Origin of the sequence: Caulobacter sp. X, assembly GCF_002742635.1 — a bacterium.
Taxonomy (GTDB): domain Bacteria; phylum Pseudomonadota; class Alphaproteobacteria; order Caulobacterales; family Caulobacteraceae; genus Caulobacter.
This window is the reverse complement of sequence record NZ_PEGF01000001.1, coordinates 457,338-471,852: the sequence shown is the minus strand read 5'-3', so window position 1 is coordinate 471,852 and position 14,515 is coordinate 457,338. Positions and strand designations below refer to the sequence as shown.

General features: G+C 68.4%; 14 protein-coding genes. 6 read left to right on the top strand and 8 right to left on the bottom strand.

The window, feature by feature from the left end:
* Positions 1 to 9 precede the first annotated feature (9 nt).
* Both tpiA and aspS read left to right on the top strand, forming a co-directional pair.
* Positions 10 to 771, top strand: a complete 762-nt coding sequence (tpiA, locus tag CSW60_RS02020) for a triose-phosphate isomerase (protein WP_099535679.1) — start codon at positions 10 to 12, stop codon at positions 769 to 771.
* A gap of 132 nt (positions 772 to 903) precedes the next feature.
* Positions 904 to 2,742 carry an aspartate--tRNA ligase gene (aspS, locus tag CSW60_RS02015; RefSeq protein WP_201722950.1) on the top strand — a complete coding sequence of 613 codons (1,839 nt, stop codon included), beginning with the start codon at positions 904 to 906 and terminating at the stop codon, positions 2,740 to 2,742.
* 101 nt (positions 2,743 to 2,843) lie between these two features.
* Here the strand turns inward: aspS and CSW60_RS02010 are convergent, their stop codons facing one another.
* Complete coding sequence (locus CSW60_RS02010) at positions 2,844 to 3,728, bottom strand: pentapeptide repeat-containing protein (protein ID WP_099535678.1); 885 nt, start codon at positions 3,726 to 3,728, stop codon at positions 2,844 to 2,846.
* A 159-nt stretch (positions 3,729 to 3,887) separates the two neighbouring features.
* On the bottom strand, positions 3,888 to 6,623 hold the full coding sequence (locus CSW60_RS02005; protein WP_099535677.1) for a ribonucleotide reductase: 2,736 nt from the start codon (positions 6,621 to 6,623) through the stop codon (positions 3,888 to 3,890).
* A gap of 281 nt (positions 6,624 to 6,904) precedes the next feature.
* Between CSW60_RS02005 and CSW60_RS02000 the strand changes: the two genes are divergently transcribed.
* Together CSW60_RS02000 and CSW60_RS01995 are read left to right on the top strand one after the other, a co-directional pair.
* Entirely contained in the window at positions 6,905 to 7,300 is a 396-nt protein-coding gene (locus CSW60_RS02000) for an NADH:ubiquinone oxidoreductase subunit NDUFA12 (RefSeq protein ID WP_099535676.1), read from the top strand.
* A 5-nt stretch (positions 7,301 to 7,305) separates the two neighbouring features.
* Positions 7,306 to 7,962 (top strand): DUF2155 domain-containing protein, encoded by a 657-nt coding sequence (locus CSW60_RS01995; protein ID WP_099535675.1) that lies wholly within the window; start codon positions 7,306 to 7,308, stop codon positions 7,960 to 7,962.
* On the opposite strand, the gene aat is transcribed toward CSW60_RS01995, so the two are convergent.
* From aat to aroQ, 4 genes are all read right to left on the bottom strand, one after another.
* Positions 7,899 to 8,552, bottom strand: coding sequence for a leucyl/phenylalanyl-tRNA--protein transferase (gene aat, locus CSW60_RS01990; protein ID WP_099535674.1), 654 nt, complete (start codon positions 8,550 to 8,552; stop codon positions 7,899 to 7,901). The genes CSW60_RS01995 and aat overlap by 64 nt on opposite strands.
* 13 nt (positions 8,553 to 8,565) lie before the next feature.
* Positions 8,566 to 9,912 carry an acetyl-CoA carboxylase biotin carboxylase subunit gene (accC, locus tag CSW60_RS01985; RefSeq protein WP_099535673.1) on the bottom strand — a complete coding sequence of 449 codons (1,347 nt, stop codon included), beginning with the start codon at positions 9,910 to 9,912 and terminating at the stop codon, positions 8,566 to 8,568.
* Positions 9,913 to 9,917: 5 nt separating this feature from the next.
* Positions 9,918 to 10,430, bottom strand: a complete 513-nt coding sequence (gene accB, locus CSW60_RS01980) for an acetyl-CoA carboxylase biotin carboxyl carrier protein (protein WP_099535672.1) — start codon at positions 10,428 to 10,430, stop codon at positions 9,918 to 9,920.
* Positions 10,431 to 10,494: 64 nt separating this feature from the next.
* A complete protein-coding gene (aroQ, locus tag CSW60_RS01975) occupies positions 10,495 to 10,935 on the bottom strand; it encodes a type II 3-dehydroquinate dehydratase (protein WP_099535671.1) in 441 nt (146 codons plus the stop codon).
* A gap of 79 nt (positions 10,936 to 11,014) precedes the next feature.
* Here aroQ and thiS point away from each other — a divergent pair, with 79 nt between their 5' ends.
* Both thiS and CSW60_RS01970 read left to right on the top strand, forming a co-directional pair.
* Positions 11,015 to 11,215 carry a sulfur carrier protein ThiS gene (gene thiS, locus CSW60_RS23580; protein ID WP_201722949.1) on the top strand — a complete coding sequence of 67 codons (201 nt, stop codon included), beginning with the start codon at positions 11,015 to 11,017 and terminating at the stop codon, positions 11,213 to 11,215.
* Positions 11,216 to 11,260: 45 nt separating this feature from the next.
* On the top strand, positions 11,261 to 12,070 hold the full coding sequence (locus CSW60_RS01970; RefSeq protein WP_201722948.1) for a thiazole synthase: 810 nt from the start codon (positions 11,261 to 11,263) through the stop codon (positions 12,068 to 12,070).
* A gap of 139 nt (positions 12,071 to 12,209) precedes the next feature.
* Here CSW60_RS01970 and CSW60_RS01965 read toward each other — a convergent pair whose 3' ends face one another.
* Together CSW60_RS01965 and CSW60_RS01960 are read right to left on the bottom strand one after the other, a co-directional pair.
* Positions 12,210 to 12,956, bottom strand: a complete 747-nt coding sequence (locus CSW60_RS01965) for a DsbA family protein (protein ID WP_099535670.1) — start codon at positions 12,954 to 12,956, stop codon at positions 12,210 to 12,212.
* 26 nt (positions 12,957 to 12,982) lie between these two features.
* Positions 12,983 to 14,434, bottom strand: coding sequence for a M48 family metalloprotease (locus CSW60_RS01960; protein ID WP_099535669.1), 1,452 nt, complete (start codon positions 14,432 to 14,434; stop codon positions 12,983 to 12,985).
* Positions 14,435 to 14,515 lie beyond the last annotated feature (81 nt).

Here is a 14,515-nt window from a genome sequence, read left to right as displayed (position 1 = left end):
AAGGCGCTCATGACCCTTTCAAGCACGACGCCCCGGCCGTTGATCGCCGGAAACTGGAAAATGAACGGCCTTTCGGCCGCTCTGGACGAAGCGCGCGCCGTCGCGGCGGCGCTGGACCAGCGCCCCGCCGCCGCCCGCGTGGCGATCTTCCCCCCGGCCACCCTGCTACACCGTTTGGCCGAAGCCGTGGCGGGCTCGGCCGTCCTGGTCGGCGGGCAGGACTGCCACGCCAAGGCCAGCGGCGCCCATACCGGCGATATCTCGGCCGAGATGATCGGCGACGCCAACGGGACCATGGTCATCGTCGGCCATTCCGAGCGGCGCACCGATCATGGCGAGACCTGCCAGCAGGTCGCCGCCAAGGTCGAGGCGGCGTTGGCCGCAGGCCTCGAACCGATCGTCTGCGTCGGTGAAAGCCTGGACCAGCGGCAAGCGGGCGAGGCGGTGACCTTCGTCATCGGTCAGCTGCGCAATTCGCTGCCAGCCAGTCTGCAGGGCCAAGCCTTCAGCGTCGCCTACGAGCCGATCTGGGCGATCGGCACTGGCCACGTCGCGTCGGTCGAGAACATTGTCGAGATGCACGCGGCCATCCGCGCCGAGCTCGTCTCCCGGTTCGGCGACCAGGGCGCGACCACGCCGATCCTGTATGGCGGCTCGGTGAAGCCCGAAAACGCCGCGGAAATCCTTGCCGCGCCCGAGGTCGGCGGCGCTCTGGTCGGCGGCGCTTCGCTGAAGGCCAAGGATTTCCTGGCTATCGTCGAAGCCGCCTGACGGCGTGAACCCTGCCGGGACGAGCCGCGCGAGCGCACGGTTCGTCCCGGGCCTTGGGCCAGAATCCTTGACATAGCGGCGCCCACGTGCGCCTTACCGCGCCTTGCAAATCACCGCGTATTCAAGACTTTCATGACCTCGATGCACGCCTATCGCACCCATAACTGCGGCGCTCTGCGCGCTTCCGACACCGGCGCGGCCGTGCGTCTGTCGGGCTGGATCCACCGCAAGCGCGACCACGGCGGTCTGGTCTTCATCGACCTGCGCGACCACTACGGTCTGACCCAGCTGGTCCTGCACCCCGAAACGCCGGGCTTCAACGTGGTCGAGCGCCTTCGCGCCGAGAGCGTGATCCGCGTCGACGGCGAGGTCATCGCCCGTGACGCCAGCGTGGTGAACCCCAACCTCCCGACCGGTGAGATCGAGATCCGCGTCTCGGCCGTCGAGGTGCTGTCCGAGGCCGCAGAGCTGCCGCTGCCGGTCTTTGGCGAGCCGGACTATCCGGAAGAAATCCGCCTCAAGCACCGCTATCTCGACCTGCGTCGCGAGACGCTGCACAAGAACATCGTCCTGCGCTCGCGCGTGATCCAGTCGATCCGCAACCGCATGTTCGCCCAGGGCTTCAACGAGTTCCAGACGCCGATCCTGACGGCCAGCTCGCCGGAAGGCGCGCGCGACTTCCTGGTGCCCTCGCGCCTGCATCCGGAGAAGTTCTACGCCCTGCCGCAGGCCCCCCAGCAGTTCAAGCAGCTGCTGATGGTCTCGGGCTTCGATCGCTACTTCCAGATCGCGCCGTGCTTCCGCGACGAGGACCTGCGCGCCGACCGTTCGCTCGAATTCTACCAGCTCGACGTCGAGATGAGCTTCGTCACCCAGGAAGACGTCTTCGCGGCCATCGAGCCGGTGATGCACGGTGTCTTCGAGGAGTTCGGGCAGGGCCGTCGCGTCTCGCCGATCAGCGAGACCCACACCTTCACCAACGACTTCGGCGCGACGTTCGAGCACAAGGGCTTCGAGCGCCTGACCTACGCCCAGTCGATGGCCTGGTACGGCAGCGACAAGCCGGACCTGCGCAACCCGATCAAGATGGCGAACGTCTCGGAGCACTTCCGCGATGGCGGCTTTGGCCTGTTCGCCAAGATCCTGGGCGCGGACGCCAAGAACCAGATCTGGGCGATCCCGGCCCCCACGGGCGGTTCGCGCGCCTTCTGCGATCGCATGAACAGCTGGGCCCAGGGCGAAGGCCAGCCGGGCCTGGGCTATGTCTTCTGGTCGGAAGACCAAGGCGGCTGGGGCGGCCCGATCGCCAAGAACCTGGGCGAGCCGACGCAGGCCCTCATGGAATCGCTGGGCCTGGGCGCCGGCGACGCCGCCTTCTTCGTGGCCGGCGATCCCTCCGTGTTCGCCAAGTTCGCGGGCCTGGCCCGCACCCGCGTCGGCACGGAGTTGAAGCTGGTCGACGAGAACCAGTTCAAGTTCTGCTGGATCGTCGACTTCCCGATGTTCGAGTGGAACGAGGACGAGAAGAAGGTCGACTTTTCCCACAACCCGTTCTCGATGCCGCAGGGCGGCCTGGAGGCCCTGGAGACCCAGGATCCGCTAACCATCCGCGCCTACCAGTACGACATCGTCTGCAACGGCTACGAGCTGTGCTCGGGCGCGATCCGGAACCACAAGCCCGAGATCATGCTCAAGGCTTTCGAGATCGCCGGCTACGGCCCCGAAGTGGTCGAAGAGCAGTTCGGCGGCATGCTGAACGCGTTCCGCTACGGCGCGCCGCCGCACGGCGGCCTGGCGCCCGGCATCGACCGCATCGTCATGCTGCTGGCCGACCAGGTCGCCATCCGCGAGGTCATCGCCTTCCCGCTGAACCAGCAGGGCCAGGACCTCTTGATGAACGCCCCGGCAAATGTGCTGGATAAGCAGCTGAAGGAGCTGCACATCCGCACCGCGCCCCCCATTAAGGTTTAGGCGATCAAGGTCTAGGACCCGGCGGCCGCCGCAAAAGAAAAGCCCTCCGGTCTCGCGATCGGAGGGCTTTTTCTTGGTCTGAGACTTCCCGCCTCAGCCGATCACCATTTGGGTGGTTTCGGCGGCTTGGGCGGAGCTGGCGGCGCCGGCGGGGCGGGCGGCGACTTGGGCATCTCCCGCCACAGCATGAACTGCTGGGCGCCTCGGATGCCGCTGCAAGGGCGCACGGTCAGGCCCGAGGGCAGGCGGGTGGCGCTGTCGCCACAGGCTTCGTCCAGCTGGTCCTGATCCAGGCCCTTCGCGCCGGACAGGTCCGCGCCGCCGAGGTTCACCAGCGACAGGTCCGCGTTGCGGAAGTCCGCGCCGCTGAAAATACCGCCGCGCAGGTTCGAACCGGTCAGGTCAGCGTTGCGGAAGTTGGCGCCTTCGAAACGGCCGCCCTGGAAGTTGGCGTGGTTGATGTCGGCGTTCGAGAAGTCGGCGTCGCGGGCGTTGACGCCCGAAAGATTGGCCGCGATCAGCTCGCCATTGGAGAAGCGCGCTTTCGCCAGGTTGGCGCCGTTCATCTGGACGCCGTGCAGCTCCGCCGACGACAGGTCGACCCGCACAAGCACCGCCAGCTGGAAGTTGGCGCCGCTGCTTTCCACGCCCGACATGCGCGCGTCGGTGAAGTTGGCGTTGTTGAAGTTGGCGCCGCGCATCTCGGCGCCGCGCAGGTCGGCGCGGCTGAGGTCGGCCGAGAAGAAGTTGCTGCCGTAGAACATCGCGCCGCGCAGGTCGGCGCCGATCAGCACGGCCTTTGCGAAATTAGCCCCGGCGAACTTGGCGTTCATCAGCTTGCGGCCGGCCAGGTCGCAGCTGGCGCACATTCCGCCGAAAGAGGTCAGCTTGGCGACGTCGCGATCCTCGCTCGCAGCGTGGGCCTGACCGGCGAGGGCCAGCAGGCTCAGCGAGAGGGCGGCGATGGGAGCGCCAAGACGGAACATCAATTTCTCCGTGCAGTCCATAACGCGACTGTGTGAGTTACGGTTTGAACCGGGCGGGCGCCAGAAGCCACTTAAATCGCGGTAATGACGGGGATTTAACGGCGGCGCGGGTAGAGCCGCGCGCCCTGCTCAACGACCGGTCGTTGACGTGGATGGGCGTCAGGAGGACGCGATCGGCCCCGTCTGGTCGGACTGCGCGCCGCAGGTGTCGCAGACCGTGATCGCGCCGCGACGGACCAGTGAGAGGTCGCCGCAGGACGGACACATCTCGCCCTCGACGCCTGGACGCTCGGCCCCTTCCACCCGGCGGCGGCCGAAGGCGGCGAAGACCAGGTTGTCCGGCGTGGCGCCGCGCGAGAAGCCCTTCGAGATGAAGCGGCTGGCGGGCACCGGATCGAGCTCGCCATCCTCGTCGGCGTCGATCAGGCGCTTGCCGAAGCCCAGGCCGTCGGCGTTGAACTCGCTGGGATCGGCGTTGGCCAGATCGTCGCGACCCAGGTACGAGACGCCCAGCTCGCGGAACACGTAGTCGAGGATCGAGGTCGCCGACTTGATCGAGTCATTGCCCGTCACCGGGCCCGCCGGCTCGAACTTGGTGTAGACGAAGGCGTCGACGAACTCGTCCAGAGGCACGCCGTGCTGCAGGCCGAGCGACACCGCGATCGCGAAGTTGTTCATCAGGCTGCGGAACGCCGCGCCTTCCTTGTGCATGTCGATGAACAGCTCGCCCAGCTCGCCGTCCTCGTATTCGCCGGTATGCAGATAGACCTTGTGGCCGCCGACGGCCGCCTTCTGGATATAGCCCTTGCGACGGTCGGGCAGGCGGCGGCGCGAGCGGTCGCGCTCGACGATCTTCTCGACGACGCGTTCGGTGACGATCGGCTCGCGCGCCATCTGTTCGCGAAGGGGCGCGGCTCGGGCCGGCTCGGGCGCGGGCTCTTCGGGCAGCTCCAGCTTGAACTCGGCCGGCGGCGCGGCGCGTTGCAGACGCAGAGCGCGGACCCCGGCGCGCGCGGCGGCGGCCTGGGCCCGGACGGCGTCGGCGGGCCGGGCGTCGAAGGCGATGGGCAGCGGCACGGTCGTCGGCAGACAGGCGAAGCCCTCGACGGCCGTCAGCATGGCCAGTCGGTCGGCGAAGGTCGGCGTTTCGACCGACTGGAAAGCTTCGCGGAGTTCGGGATTCAGCGCTTCGCAGTCGCCCAGCCGGCCCGCGCCCAGCGCATGGCGCTCCGCCGCCTCGATCTCGTCCTCGGAGAAGTCGGCGAAGGCCAGGGTGTCGAAGTCGCGGCGGGCGACATCCTCGGCCGAGGCGCCCAGCACGTCGCGCAGGAAGCCCGGACCCATGACAGCCGGAGCGAAGGCGGCGCGCAGGCCGCGGCATTCGCGCAGGGCGTTCTCGGCCTTCTCGATCTCGTGGGCGGTGAAGCCGCGCGCCTGCAGGACCATATGGTCGATGGCCGGGCTCTCGGCGAGCGTGCCGTGACCCAGGGCGTGGCGACGGGCGGCGTCGAGGTCCGCGCCTTCGGTCGACAGGGCCTCCATCGCGGCGGGGCTGAAGGTCGGCAGCAGCAGGCCGTCGGCGGTCTGGGCCACCGACACGGGCGACATCGCGCCGGCCGGGCCGACGGGCGCGCCGCCGAGGCGCAGCGTGGCCTCGGCGTCCTCGAACGGCCCGACCAGGGCGATCGAACGCAGGCCGTGCTTCTTGGCCAGGCCGTGAGCGGTGGCGAGCGCCGCGGCGGCCTCGGTGGCGAGTTCGGAGCGCAGGGCGGCGGCGCGGACGCGGCGCTCGGCCAGGGTCTTCAGCACGCCCTGGCGATCCTGGGCGTAGGCGGGATCCTGACCCAGGGCGGAGGCCGCCTCCGCGCTGGCCGACAGGGCGGCGCCCACGGCCAGGGCCCACAGCGCGGCGGCCGCGTCGCGACCTTCCGGGCTGGTTTGCGAGAGGCCTTGGCTGAGCAGACAGTCGCCGACGCCCGCGAGGGACAGGCGGGCCTGCTGGTCGCCGCGATCCAGTTCCAGCGCCGTGCCCCACAGGTGGCAAACCTCGGTGAAGCGCTCCACGTCGAAGCCTTCGTCGTCGAGGAAGGCGCTGGCGTCGATCGCCGCGCCGACGCCGACGCCGCGCGCCAGGATCTCGGCGTCCTGAGGGGAGAAGGCGAGGGTGAGGGCGCCCGTCTCCCAGGCCACGTGCGCGGCCAGTGCGGCGCTCTCATCGCCAGCGGCGACGCCTTGGCGCGACGCCGCGGCGATCATGTCGGTCTCGGGCGGCGGGGCCAGATCCTTGATCGGCGAGCGCGGCGTGTCGGCCGTGGCGATGGCCTCGAGGATCGTGCGGTCGTCGGCGCCCAGTTCGCGGGCCTTGCGCGCCGCCCGGGCCAGGGCGGGGTTCTTGCGGACGTCGGCGCAGGCGCGCGCATCGCCCTGGCAGCGACGAACGGCGTCGGTGACTTGGGCCAGGGCCGCGTCCAGCCGGCTGGCGGCTTGGGCCGCCAGGGTCGCGGCGCGACGGCGAGCCAGGTTTTCCCGCGCCAGGGCCTCGAACTCGATCTCGCCAACGTCGGGCAACTGCAGTTGTCCGGCTTGCCCACCCGCTGGCGTGGCGTAGCCGCCCAGCATGGTCGCCAGCAGGGCGTCCTTGAAACCGGCCGCGTCGGCCTTGTCGCCAAACAGGCCACGGGCCAGGCCGATCTTGGCGATGCGCTCGGCGTAGCGGGCCGGACCGCCGCCCAGCGGCGCCTTGGGCTCGATGGTTCCGGCCCAGTCGAGCCAGGCTTCGACGCGGGCGTCCGTCCAGGCGGCCGGCGCGGCGATCACGATGATGCTGTCGGCGCGCTCAAGGTCGCGCCATTCCATCACGGGGACCGTTCCGGCGGCTTTGGCGGGCGTGCGCATGGGACGTTTCCTGGTTCCGTCTGCCAGCTTATAGGCTTACCAAATCCTTAATGCGTGATTCCACGCGGTCGGGATGCGCGTAAGGTCGCACCTACGCTAGAACCTCTCGCCAGCGCTCTCAATAGATGTTGGGGGTGGTGGAGGGTTAATCCACAAAATGTTGAAGCTTGCCGTCGGCGTGGAGCGCTGGACGCTGGCGACCCGGGGCCCTATAGTCGCGCCGCTTCGCCGCGCCGGTCGCGGCCTGTCTTGAGCCCTCTTAAGTTTCGGGTGCGAACCTAGTGCTGAAAGCGATCTTCACCTGGTGGAACGGCGCGACCCTGGGTCAGCGTTTCCATATCGGCCGCCGCGGCGTCTTCGTGGGCCAGGACGAGCAGGGCAACCGTTACTTCGAGGCGCGCGACAACAGCGACAGCTACGACCAGCGCAAGCGCCGCTGGGTGATCTACAACGGTTACGCCGAAGCCTCGAAGGTTCCGCCGGACTGGAGCGGCTGGCTGCACTATACGCTGGACGAACCGCCGACCCAGGCGCCGCTGAAGCGTCGCGAGTGGGAGAAGGATCACCTGCCGAACCTGACCGGCACGGTCCACGCCTGGCGTCCGAAGGGGTCCTTGACCCGCGGCGGCGAGCGCGCGGCCGCCACCAGCGACTACCAAGCCTGGTCGCCGGAATAGGCCGGATGTCCAGCCGGACGTCCTGGATCGCCGCCGCCGCGGTGCTGGCCGGTCTGGCCGGAAGCGCGGCGTCCGCCCGTCAGGCTGTTCCGCAACAGGCTCAAGCCCCTCAGGCGGCGCCGCAAGCGCCGACCGCGCCAACGGCTCGGCCCGCCACATCCCCGACGCCCGAGCTTCGGCCGTCACAGCCTGTGCAAAGCGCGCCGGTCGCGGCGACGCCGTCATCCCAGGCCGCGCCGCCACCCGCCGAGACCCAGGACAAGCCTCCGGCCCCGACCGCGCCGGTCAAGCCGCCGGAGCCGGCCAAGCGCCAGCGCTACGCCATCGCCATCATGCAGGCGCTGGACAAGGTCACGACCGAAACGATGCGCTTCGAGGTCCCGGTCGGTCAGCCGATCCGCTACAAGACCCTGGTCTTCACGGTCCGCGCTTGCGAGACCGCCGCGGCCGACGAGGTCGCGCCGGAGACGGCGGCCTATGTCATCGTCGACACCCAGCCCAAGGCCCAGGCCGGTCGCCCCGCGCCCGCCGGGCGCCAGATCTACAAGGGTTGGATGTACGCCAGCTCGCCGGGTCTGAACCCGCTGCAGCACCCGGTCTATGACGCCTGGCTGATCGCCTGCAAGCAGTCGATCCCGGTCGCCCCGCCCGCCAAGCCGTAGAAGTCGCCGGGCGCGTCGAGCGCCTTGGCTAGAAGCTTCCGATATGCCGCTCGGCTGATCTCGATCGTCCCGAATTGCGTCAGGTGCTCGGTCAGGAACTGAGTGTCCAGCAGCTGGTAGCCGCCGGCGATCAATCGCGCGACCAGGTGCACCAGCGCCACCTTGCTGGCGTCGCGCGCCGTCGAGAACATGCTCTCGCCGAAGAACGCGCCGCCCAGCGAGACGCCGTAGAGCCCGCCGACCAACTCGCCCTCCAGCCAGGTCTCGACGCTATGCGCCAGGCCCCGCGCGTAGAGCTGTCCGTAGAGCCGCTGAATGGGGTGGTTGATCCAGGTGTCCACGCGGCCGGGCCGTGACGCGGCGCAGCCCTCGATCACCGCGTCGAAGGCGGTGTCGATGCGCACCTCGTACGGGCCGTTGCGGACCGTCCGCGCCAAGCGCTTGGGGATGTGGAAGCTCCCGAGCGGCAGGACGCCCCGCCGCTCGGGATCGATCAGGAAGAGGCTTTCGTCCTCGCGGGCGTCGGCCATAGGGAAGACGCCACGCGCGTAGCAGGCGATCAGGTCATCGACCGTGAAGGCGTCTTCCATATCTGAGCCTGGACTAGGCTTCCTGGGCTTTGATCCAGCGCTCCAACCAGTGGATGTCGTAGTCGCCGGCCAGGATGTCGGGCTGCACCAGGAGGTCCTGGAACAGCGGGATCGTGGTCTCGACGCCGCCGACGACCATTTCGGCCAGGCAGCGCTTCAGGCGCGCGACGCACTCGGCGCGGTCGCGGCCGTGCACGATCAGCTTGCCGATCAGGCTGTCGTAGTAGGGCGGGATCGCATAGCCGGTGTAGATCGCCGAATCCAGGCGAACGCCCAGGCCGCCGGGGGCGTGGAAGTCGGTGATCGTGCCCGGCGACGGCGTGAACGTCCGCGCGTTCTCGGCGTTGATCCGGCACTCGATGGCGTGGCCTTCGAAGACCACGTCTTCTTGCGTGAACGACAGCGGCAGACCCGCCGCGATGCGGATCTGCTCGCGCACCAGGTCGATGCCGGTGATGGCTTCGGTGACCGGATGCTCGACCTGCAGGCGGGTGTTCATCTCGATGAAGAAGAATTCGTCGTTCTCCCACAGGAACTCGATGGTCCCGACACCCAGGTAGCCGATGGCCTTCACGGCATCGACGACGATCTTGCCGATCTTGGCGCGACCCTCGGCCGACAGGGCGGGCGAGGGGGCTTCTTCCAGCACCTTCTGGTGACGACGCTGCAGCGAGCAGTCGCGTTCGCCCAGGTGCACGACGTTGCCATGGCTGTCGGCGATGACCTGCAGCTCGATGTGGCGCGGCTTCTGGAGGTAGCGCTCCATGTAGACCGTGTCGTCGCCGAAGGCGGCGCGGGCCTCGGCGCGGGCGGTCGAGACCGCCTCGGCCAGGTCTTCACGCGTCTGGGCGACCTTCATCCCCCGCCCGCCGCCGCCGGCGGCGGCCTTGATCAGCACGGGGAAGCCGATCTTCTCGGCGGCCTCGAAGGCCTCTTCCTCGGTCGAGACGCCGCCGTCCGAGCCGGGAACGACCGGAATGCCTGCGTCCTTCACGGCCTGCTTGGCGGTGATCTTGTCGCCCATCATCCGGATGTGCTCGGGCTTCGGACCGATGAAGGTGAAGCCGTGCGCGCCGACGATCTCGGCGAAGCGGGCGTTCTCGGACAGGAAGCCATAACCCGGGTGAATCGCCTGGGCGCCGGTGATCTCGGCGGCCGCGATGATCGACGGGATGTTCAGGTAGCTCTTGGCGGCCGGGGCCGGACCGATGCAGACGCTTTCGTCGGCCAGGCGCACCCACATGGAGTTGCGGTCGGCCTCGGAGTGCACGGCCACCGTCGAGATGCCCATTTCCTTGCAGGCGCGGTGAACCCGGAGCGCGATCTCGCCCCGGTTCGCGATGAGGATCTTGTCGAACATGAGCGTTACTCGATGACGACGAGCGGCTCGCCGAACTCGACGGGCTGGGCGTCGGCGACCAGGATCTCGACGATCTTGCCGGCCTTCGGGGCCGAAATCGGGTTCATGGTCTTCATGGCTTCGACGATCAGCAGGGTCTGACCGGCCGAGACGGTGTCGCCGACCTTCACGAACGGGTCGGCGCCGGGCTGCGGCGACAGGTAGGCGGTGCCGACCATCGGCGACTTCACGGCGTCGCCGCGAGCGGCGGCCGGGGCCTGAGCGGCTTCGGCGGCGGGCGCGGCGGCGGCCGGAGCCGGAGCGGCGGCGGGCGCCGGGGCGTAGGCGGGAGCCGCGGCCTGGACGTAGTTGACCGGCGCCGCGGTCAGTTCGCGCGCGACGCGGATCTTCAGGCCGGCATGTTCGACCTCGATCTCCGAGAGGCCCGTGTCCTTCAGGATGTCCGCGATCTTGCGGACCAGACGGGCGTCGATCGCCGGAGCTTCGACCGGATCGGCGGGGGCCTTGGGGTTCGACATGGAAGCTTACCTTGTTGTTCTGAAACGCCGCGCGCCGCGGAAAAGCGCTGGGGCGAGGTCCTCGTTAAACGCCGATCAGGCCGAAAGCGGCCTCGATCGCCAATTCATAGCTAGCCGCGCCGAACCCGGAGACGATCCCCGTGGCCGCCAGCGACACATAGGTGTGACGGCGGAAGTCCTCTCGCGCCGCCGGGTTGGACAGATGGCACTCGATCACCGGGATGCTCAAGGTCTTGAGCGCGTCCAGCAACGCGATCGAGGTGTGGCCGTAGCCAGCCGGATTGAGAATGAGCGCCGAGGCCGACTCACGCGCCTCTTGCACCCAATCGATCAGGACGCCCTCGTGGTTGGACTGGCGGAAGACCACCGAAACGCCGCGCGAAGCCGCCCGCGCCTCACAGCGCGTCCGGACATCCTCGAGCGTGTCCTTGCCGTAAATCTCGGGCTCGCGGGTTCCCAACAGGTTGAGGTTGGGGCCGCTCAGCACGTGGATCGGTTTTACCATGCGGCTCCGCCGTCGATTCCGGGAGGTCTTGTATAGCCGGTTCCCTCGGGTCACAAGCACGGCTCGCTTCGGAGGCGATATGAGACTTCTATTGAACGGCGAAGAACGGGACGTGGGCGAGGTGCGCACGATCGCGGATCTGGTGGAGTCGCTGGGCCTGGACGCCCGCAAGGTGGCGGTCGAGCGCAACCTCGAGATCGCCCCGCGTTCGACCTATGCCGACACGGCCCTGGCCGACGGCGACCGCATCGAGATCGTCACTTTTATCGGCGGCGGTTGATCCTGCGTATTTGAAACGCCGGCTGCCGGGGCGTAAACCAGCCGCATGAACGCGCATGTTTCCCCCGACACCGTCACCGCTGATAGCGACGAGACCTGGACCGTCGCCGGCCGCACCTTCCGCTCGCGCCTGATTGTCGGCACGGGCAAGTACAAGGACTATGCGACCAACGCCGCAGCCGCCCGCGCGGCCGGGGCCGAGATCGTCACCGTGGCCGTGCGCCGCGTGAACTTGACGGATCCGACCCAGCCGCTGCTGGTCGACTACGTCAAGCCGACCGAGTTCACCTATCTGCCCAATACGGCGGGCTGCTTCACGGGCGAGGACGCCGTTCGCACCCTGCGGCTGGCGCGCGAGGCCGGCGGCTGGGACCTGGTGAAGCTGGAGGTCCTCAGCGACCCCAAGACCCTGTTCCCCGACATGGAAGAGACCCTGCGCTCGCTGAAGCTGCTGGTCGCCGACGGGTTCCAGGTGATGGTCTACTGCTCGGACGACCCGGTCTACGCCAAGAAGCTGGAAGAGGCGGGCGCCGTGGCGATCATGCCGCTGGGCGCGCCGATCGGCTCGGGCCTGGGCATCCAGAACCGCGTGAACCTGCGGATCATCGTCGAGAACGCCAAGGTGCCGGTGCTGGTCGACGCCGGGGTCGGCACGGCCTCGGACGCGGCGATCGGCATGGAGCTGGGCTGCGACGCCATCCTGATGAACACCGCCATCGCCGAGGCCAAGGACCCGATCCGCATGGCCAAGGCGATGAAGCACGCCGTCATCGCCGGCCGCGAGGCCTATCTGGCCGGCCGGATGCAAAAGCGGCTCTACGCCGATCCCAGCTCGCCGTTGGCGGGGCTGATTTAAGTAGAAGCTTCTTCCCCCTCCGGGGGGAGGAGCGCCGCAGGCGCGGACGGGGCGAGCGTGGTTCGGAAACGCCGCTTTGCCCCACCTGACCGCGCGTCGCGCGGTCGTCCGCCCCCGGAGGGGGCGGAGAGAATAGTTGTCAGCCCGCCTTGGCCTTGCTCGCCCGCGTCTGCTCGATCGCCAGCTTGAGCGCGTTGATGTCGGCGCCCGGGATCAGGGTGTCGCCCACCACGAAAGCCGGCGTGCCTTGCAGGGCCAGGGTCTTGGCCAGGGCTTCGGTGTCGGCCAAGTGCTGGGTCACGGACTGGCTCTCGCCAGCGGCCTTGGCCTTGTCGAGATCGACCCCCAGTCCCTTGGCGATCCGCAGGGCGCCCGCGGCGTCGAGGGCGTTCTCGGCCATCAGCGCCTTGTAGAGCTCCAGGCTCTTGCCCTGGTCCTTGGCGCCCAGCATCAGGCGCGCGGCGGCCTCGCTGTCGCGGCCGAAGATCACGAAGTCCTTTAGCACCAGGCGAATGTCGGGGTTCTTCTGGACCAGCTCCACGATCTCGGGCGCGGCGTGCTTGCAGTAGCCGCAGCGGTAGTCGAAAAACTCGGTGACCGTGATGGTCCCCGCCGGATTGATCACGACGTCGCGCGGATCGCGCTCGATCGCCTGCCGATATTGGCCGATCGCCTTCTGGGCCGAGGCCGCTTGCTGGCTGGCCTGCTTTTCCTGCAGCTTCTGGCTGACCTCCATCAGCACCTCGGGGTGCTCGAGCAGATAGGCGCGGACCTTCTCGCCAAACCGTTCGCTGGGCTTGGCGTCGGGCCGCTCGCAGCCGGCGAGGGTCAGGCCGGCGATGGCCAGCGGAATAGCGAGGGTCGCGGCGCGACGAAGCAGGGTCATCGAGATCTCTAGGTTAGGCAGGCCGGCTATCGGCCGAGATTGGATTGCACGGCGCCGTCCTTGGCCAGGTCCTTCAGGTCCTGGTTCGAGGGGCGGGAGGCCAGGACGATGTCGGTGGCGCGGCGCCAGTCCGGGGTGTCCTTGGGCAGCAATTCGCGGGCCCGCATGGCGAAGACCCGCGCCTCCCGAATGGCACCCAGCGAGAAGTACTGCTCGGCGGTCGCCAGGCGCGCCTCGCCGTCCTTCTTCTGCTTGTCATAGGCCTGGGCCAGCAGGCGCCAGGCGACGGTGTTGTCGGGCTCGTTCAACAGGCTGCGTTTCAGCTCCTTGACGCCTTCCTCGACCTTGGCCGGGTCATTCAGGTTGATCAGGGTCTGGCCGAGGTTGACCCGCAGCAGGGCGGCGTCGGGCTTCAGAGCGACCGACTTGCGCTGCGGCTCCTCGGCCAGGGCGATGCGGTTGAACTCGAACAGGACCTGACCCTTCAGCTCCCAGAGATAGGGATTGTCGGGATTGTTGGCGATCAGGCCGTCGATCAGCTTCAAGGACCGATCCGGATCCTTCATCTGGTAGTAGGCGATGGCGCGCGCGTAGCGGGCGGGGAAGCTGGCGTCGGTCTCCTTGTACTTCATCAAGGCGACCTGCGGATTGATGAAGCCTTCCAGCTTGGCCTTCATCACCTCGTGCTGGGCGATGTCCTCGGGCGTGTCGACGGCGCTGTAGTGCGGCTGGCGCTCGACGCGGCTGCGCAGCACTTCGATGCGTTCGGACGACAGCGGGTGGCTGCGGAAATAGGCGTATCGCCGAGCCTGGTCGAAGACCTCCTGGTAGCGGAAGTTGTCGAAGAACTCGACGAGACCGCGGCCCGATTGACCTGTTGCTTCCAGGAAGCCGGCGCCGGCCTGGTCCGCGCGAGACTCCTGCTCGCGGCTATAGCCCAGCGCGCCCAGCGCGCCGGCGTACTGGGAGTTGGCGATCAGGGCCGCGCCGCCGTCGGGCGAGCCGGCGAGGGCGGCCAGGATGCCCAGACCCATGGTCAGGATCATGGGCTTGAGACCCGCCCGCATCATCTCGTCGGAGCGGATGGGGTGGCCGCCGGCCAAGTGTCCGGTTTCGTGGGCGATGACGCCGCGCAGCTGGTTCGGGTTCTCGGTCTGCAGGATCAGGCCGGTGTTCAGGCCCATCTGCAAGCCTTGGGTGGCGAAGGCGTTCAGGCTCTTGTCGCCGACGATCAGGATCCGGACGTTCCTGGGATCCAGACCCGCCGCCGCGAAAATCGGGTCGGCGTCGTGATGCAGAATCTCTTCGATCTCGGTGTCGCGGATCAGAGACGGGGCGTCGTCCTGGGCCAGGGCGACCTTGGGGACCGACACGCCGGACGCGACGATGGACAGCGCCGACAGCGCGACGACCAATCGACGCTCTATCTGGCCACGCCCAGTCTGGCGCTTTCCGGCATGCCCTCGACGCGAGGTCATCGAATGATCTCCAGATCGCGCCCCCGCGAACCCGATCAGTCTAACTTGGATCATCTTGCGGAGGGAACAAGGCTTGCGCCT

Excerpts from the sequence above, each read along its gene's own strand:
- accC (WP_099535673.1), bottom strand. The coding sequence starts at position 9,912 with ATGTTCGACAAGATCCTCATCGCGAACCGGGGCGAGATCGCGCTCCGG.
- aat (WP_099535674.1), bottom strand. The coding sequence starts at position 8,552 with ATGGAAGACGCCTTCACGGTCGATGACCTGATCGCCTGCTACGCGCGT.
- aroQ (WP_099535671.1), bottom strand. The coding sequence starts at position 10,935 with ATGGTAAAACCGATCCACGTGCTGAGCGGCCCCAACCTCAACCTGTTG.
- aspS (WP_201722950.1), top strand. The coding sequence starts at position 904 with ATGACCTCGATGCACGCCTATCGCACCCATAACTGCGGCGCTCTGCGC.
- CSW60_RS01965 (WP_099535670.1), bottom strand. The coding sequence starts at position 12,956 with ATGACCCTGCTTCGTCGCGCCGCGACCCTCGCTATTCCGCTGGCCATC.
- CSW60_RS01960 (WP_099535669.1), bottom strand. The coding sequence starts at position 14,434 with ATGACCTCGCGTCGAGGGCATGCCGGAAAGCGCCAGACTGGGCGTGGC.
- CSW60_RS01970 (WP_201722948.1), top strand. The coding sequence starts at position 11,261 with ATGAACGCGCATGTTTCCCCCGACACCGTCACCGCTGATAGCGACGAG.
- tpiA (WP_099535679.1), top strand. The coding sequence starts at position 10 with ATGACCCTTTCAAGCACGACGCCCCGGCCGTTGATCGCCGGAAACTGG.
- CSW60_RS01995 (WP_099535675.1), top strand. The coding sequence starts at position 7,306 with ATGTCCAGCCGGACGTCCTGGATCGCCGCCGCCGCGGTGCTGGCCGGT.
- CSW60_RS02010 (WP_099535678.1), bottom strand. The coding sequence starts at position 3,728 with ATGTTCCGTCTTGGCGCTCCCATCGCCGCCCTCTCGCTGAGCCTGCTG.
- thiS (WP_201722949.1), top strand. The coding sequence starts at position 11,015 with ATGAGACTTCTATTGAACGGCGAAGAACGGGACGTGGGCGAGGTGCGC.
- CSW60_RS02005 (WP_099535677.1), bottom strand. The coding sequence starts at position 6,623 with ATGCGCACGCCCGCCAAAGCCGCCGGAACGGTCCCCGTGATGGAATGG.
- accB (WP_099535672.1), bottom strand. The coding sequence starts at position 10,430 with ATGTCGAACCCCAAGGCCCCCGCCGATCCGGTCGAAGCTCCGGCGATC.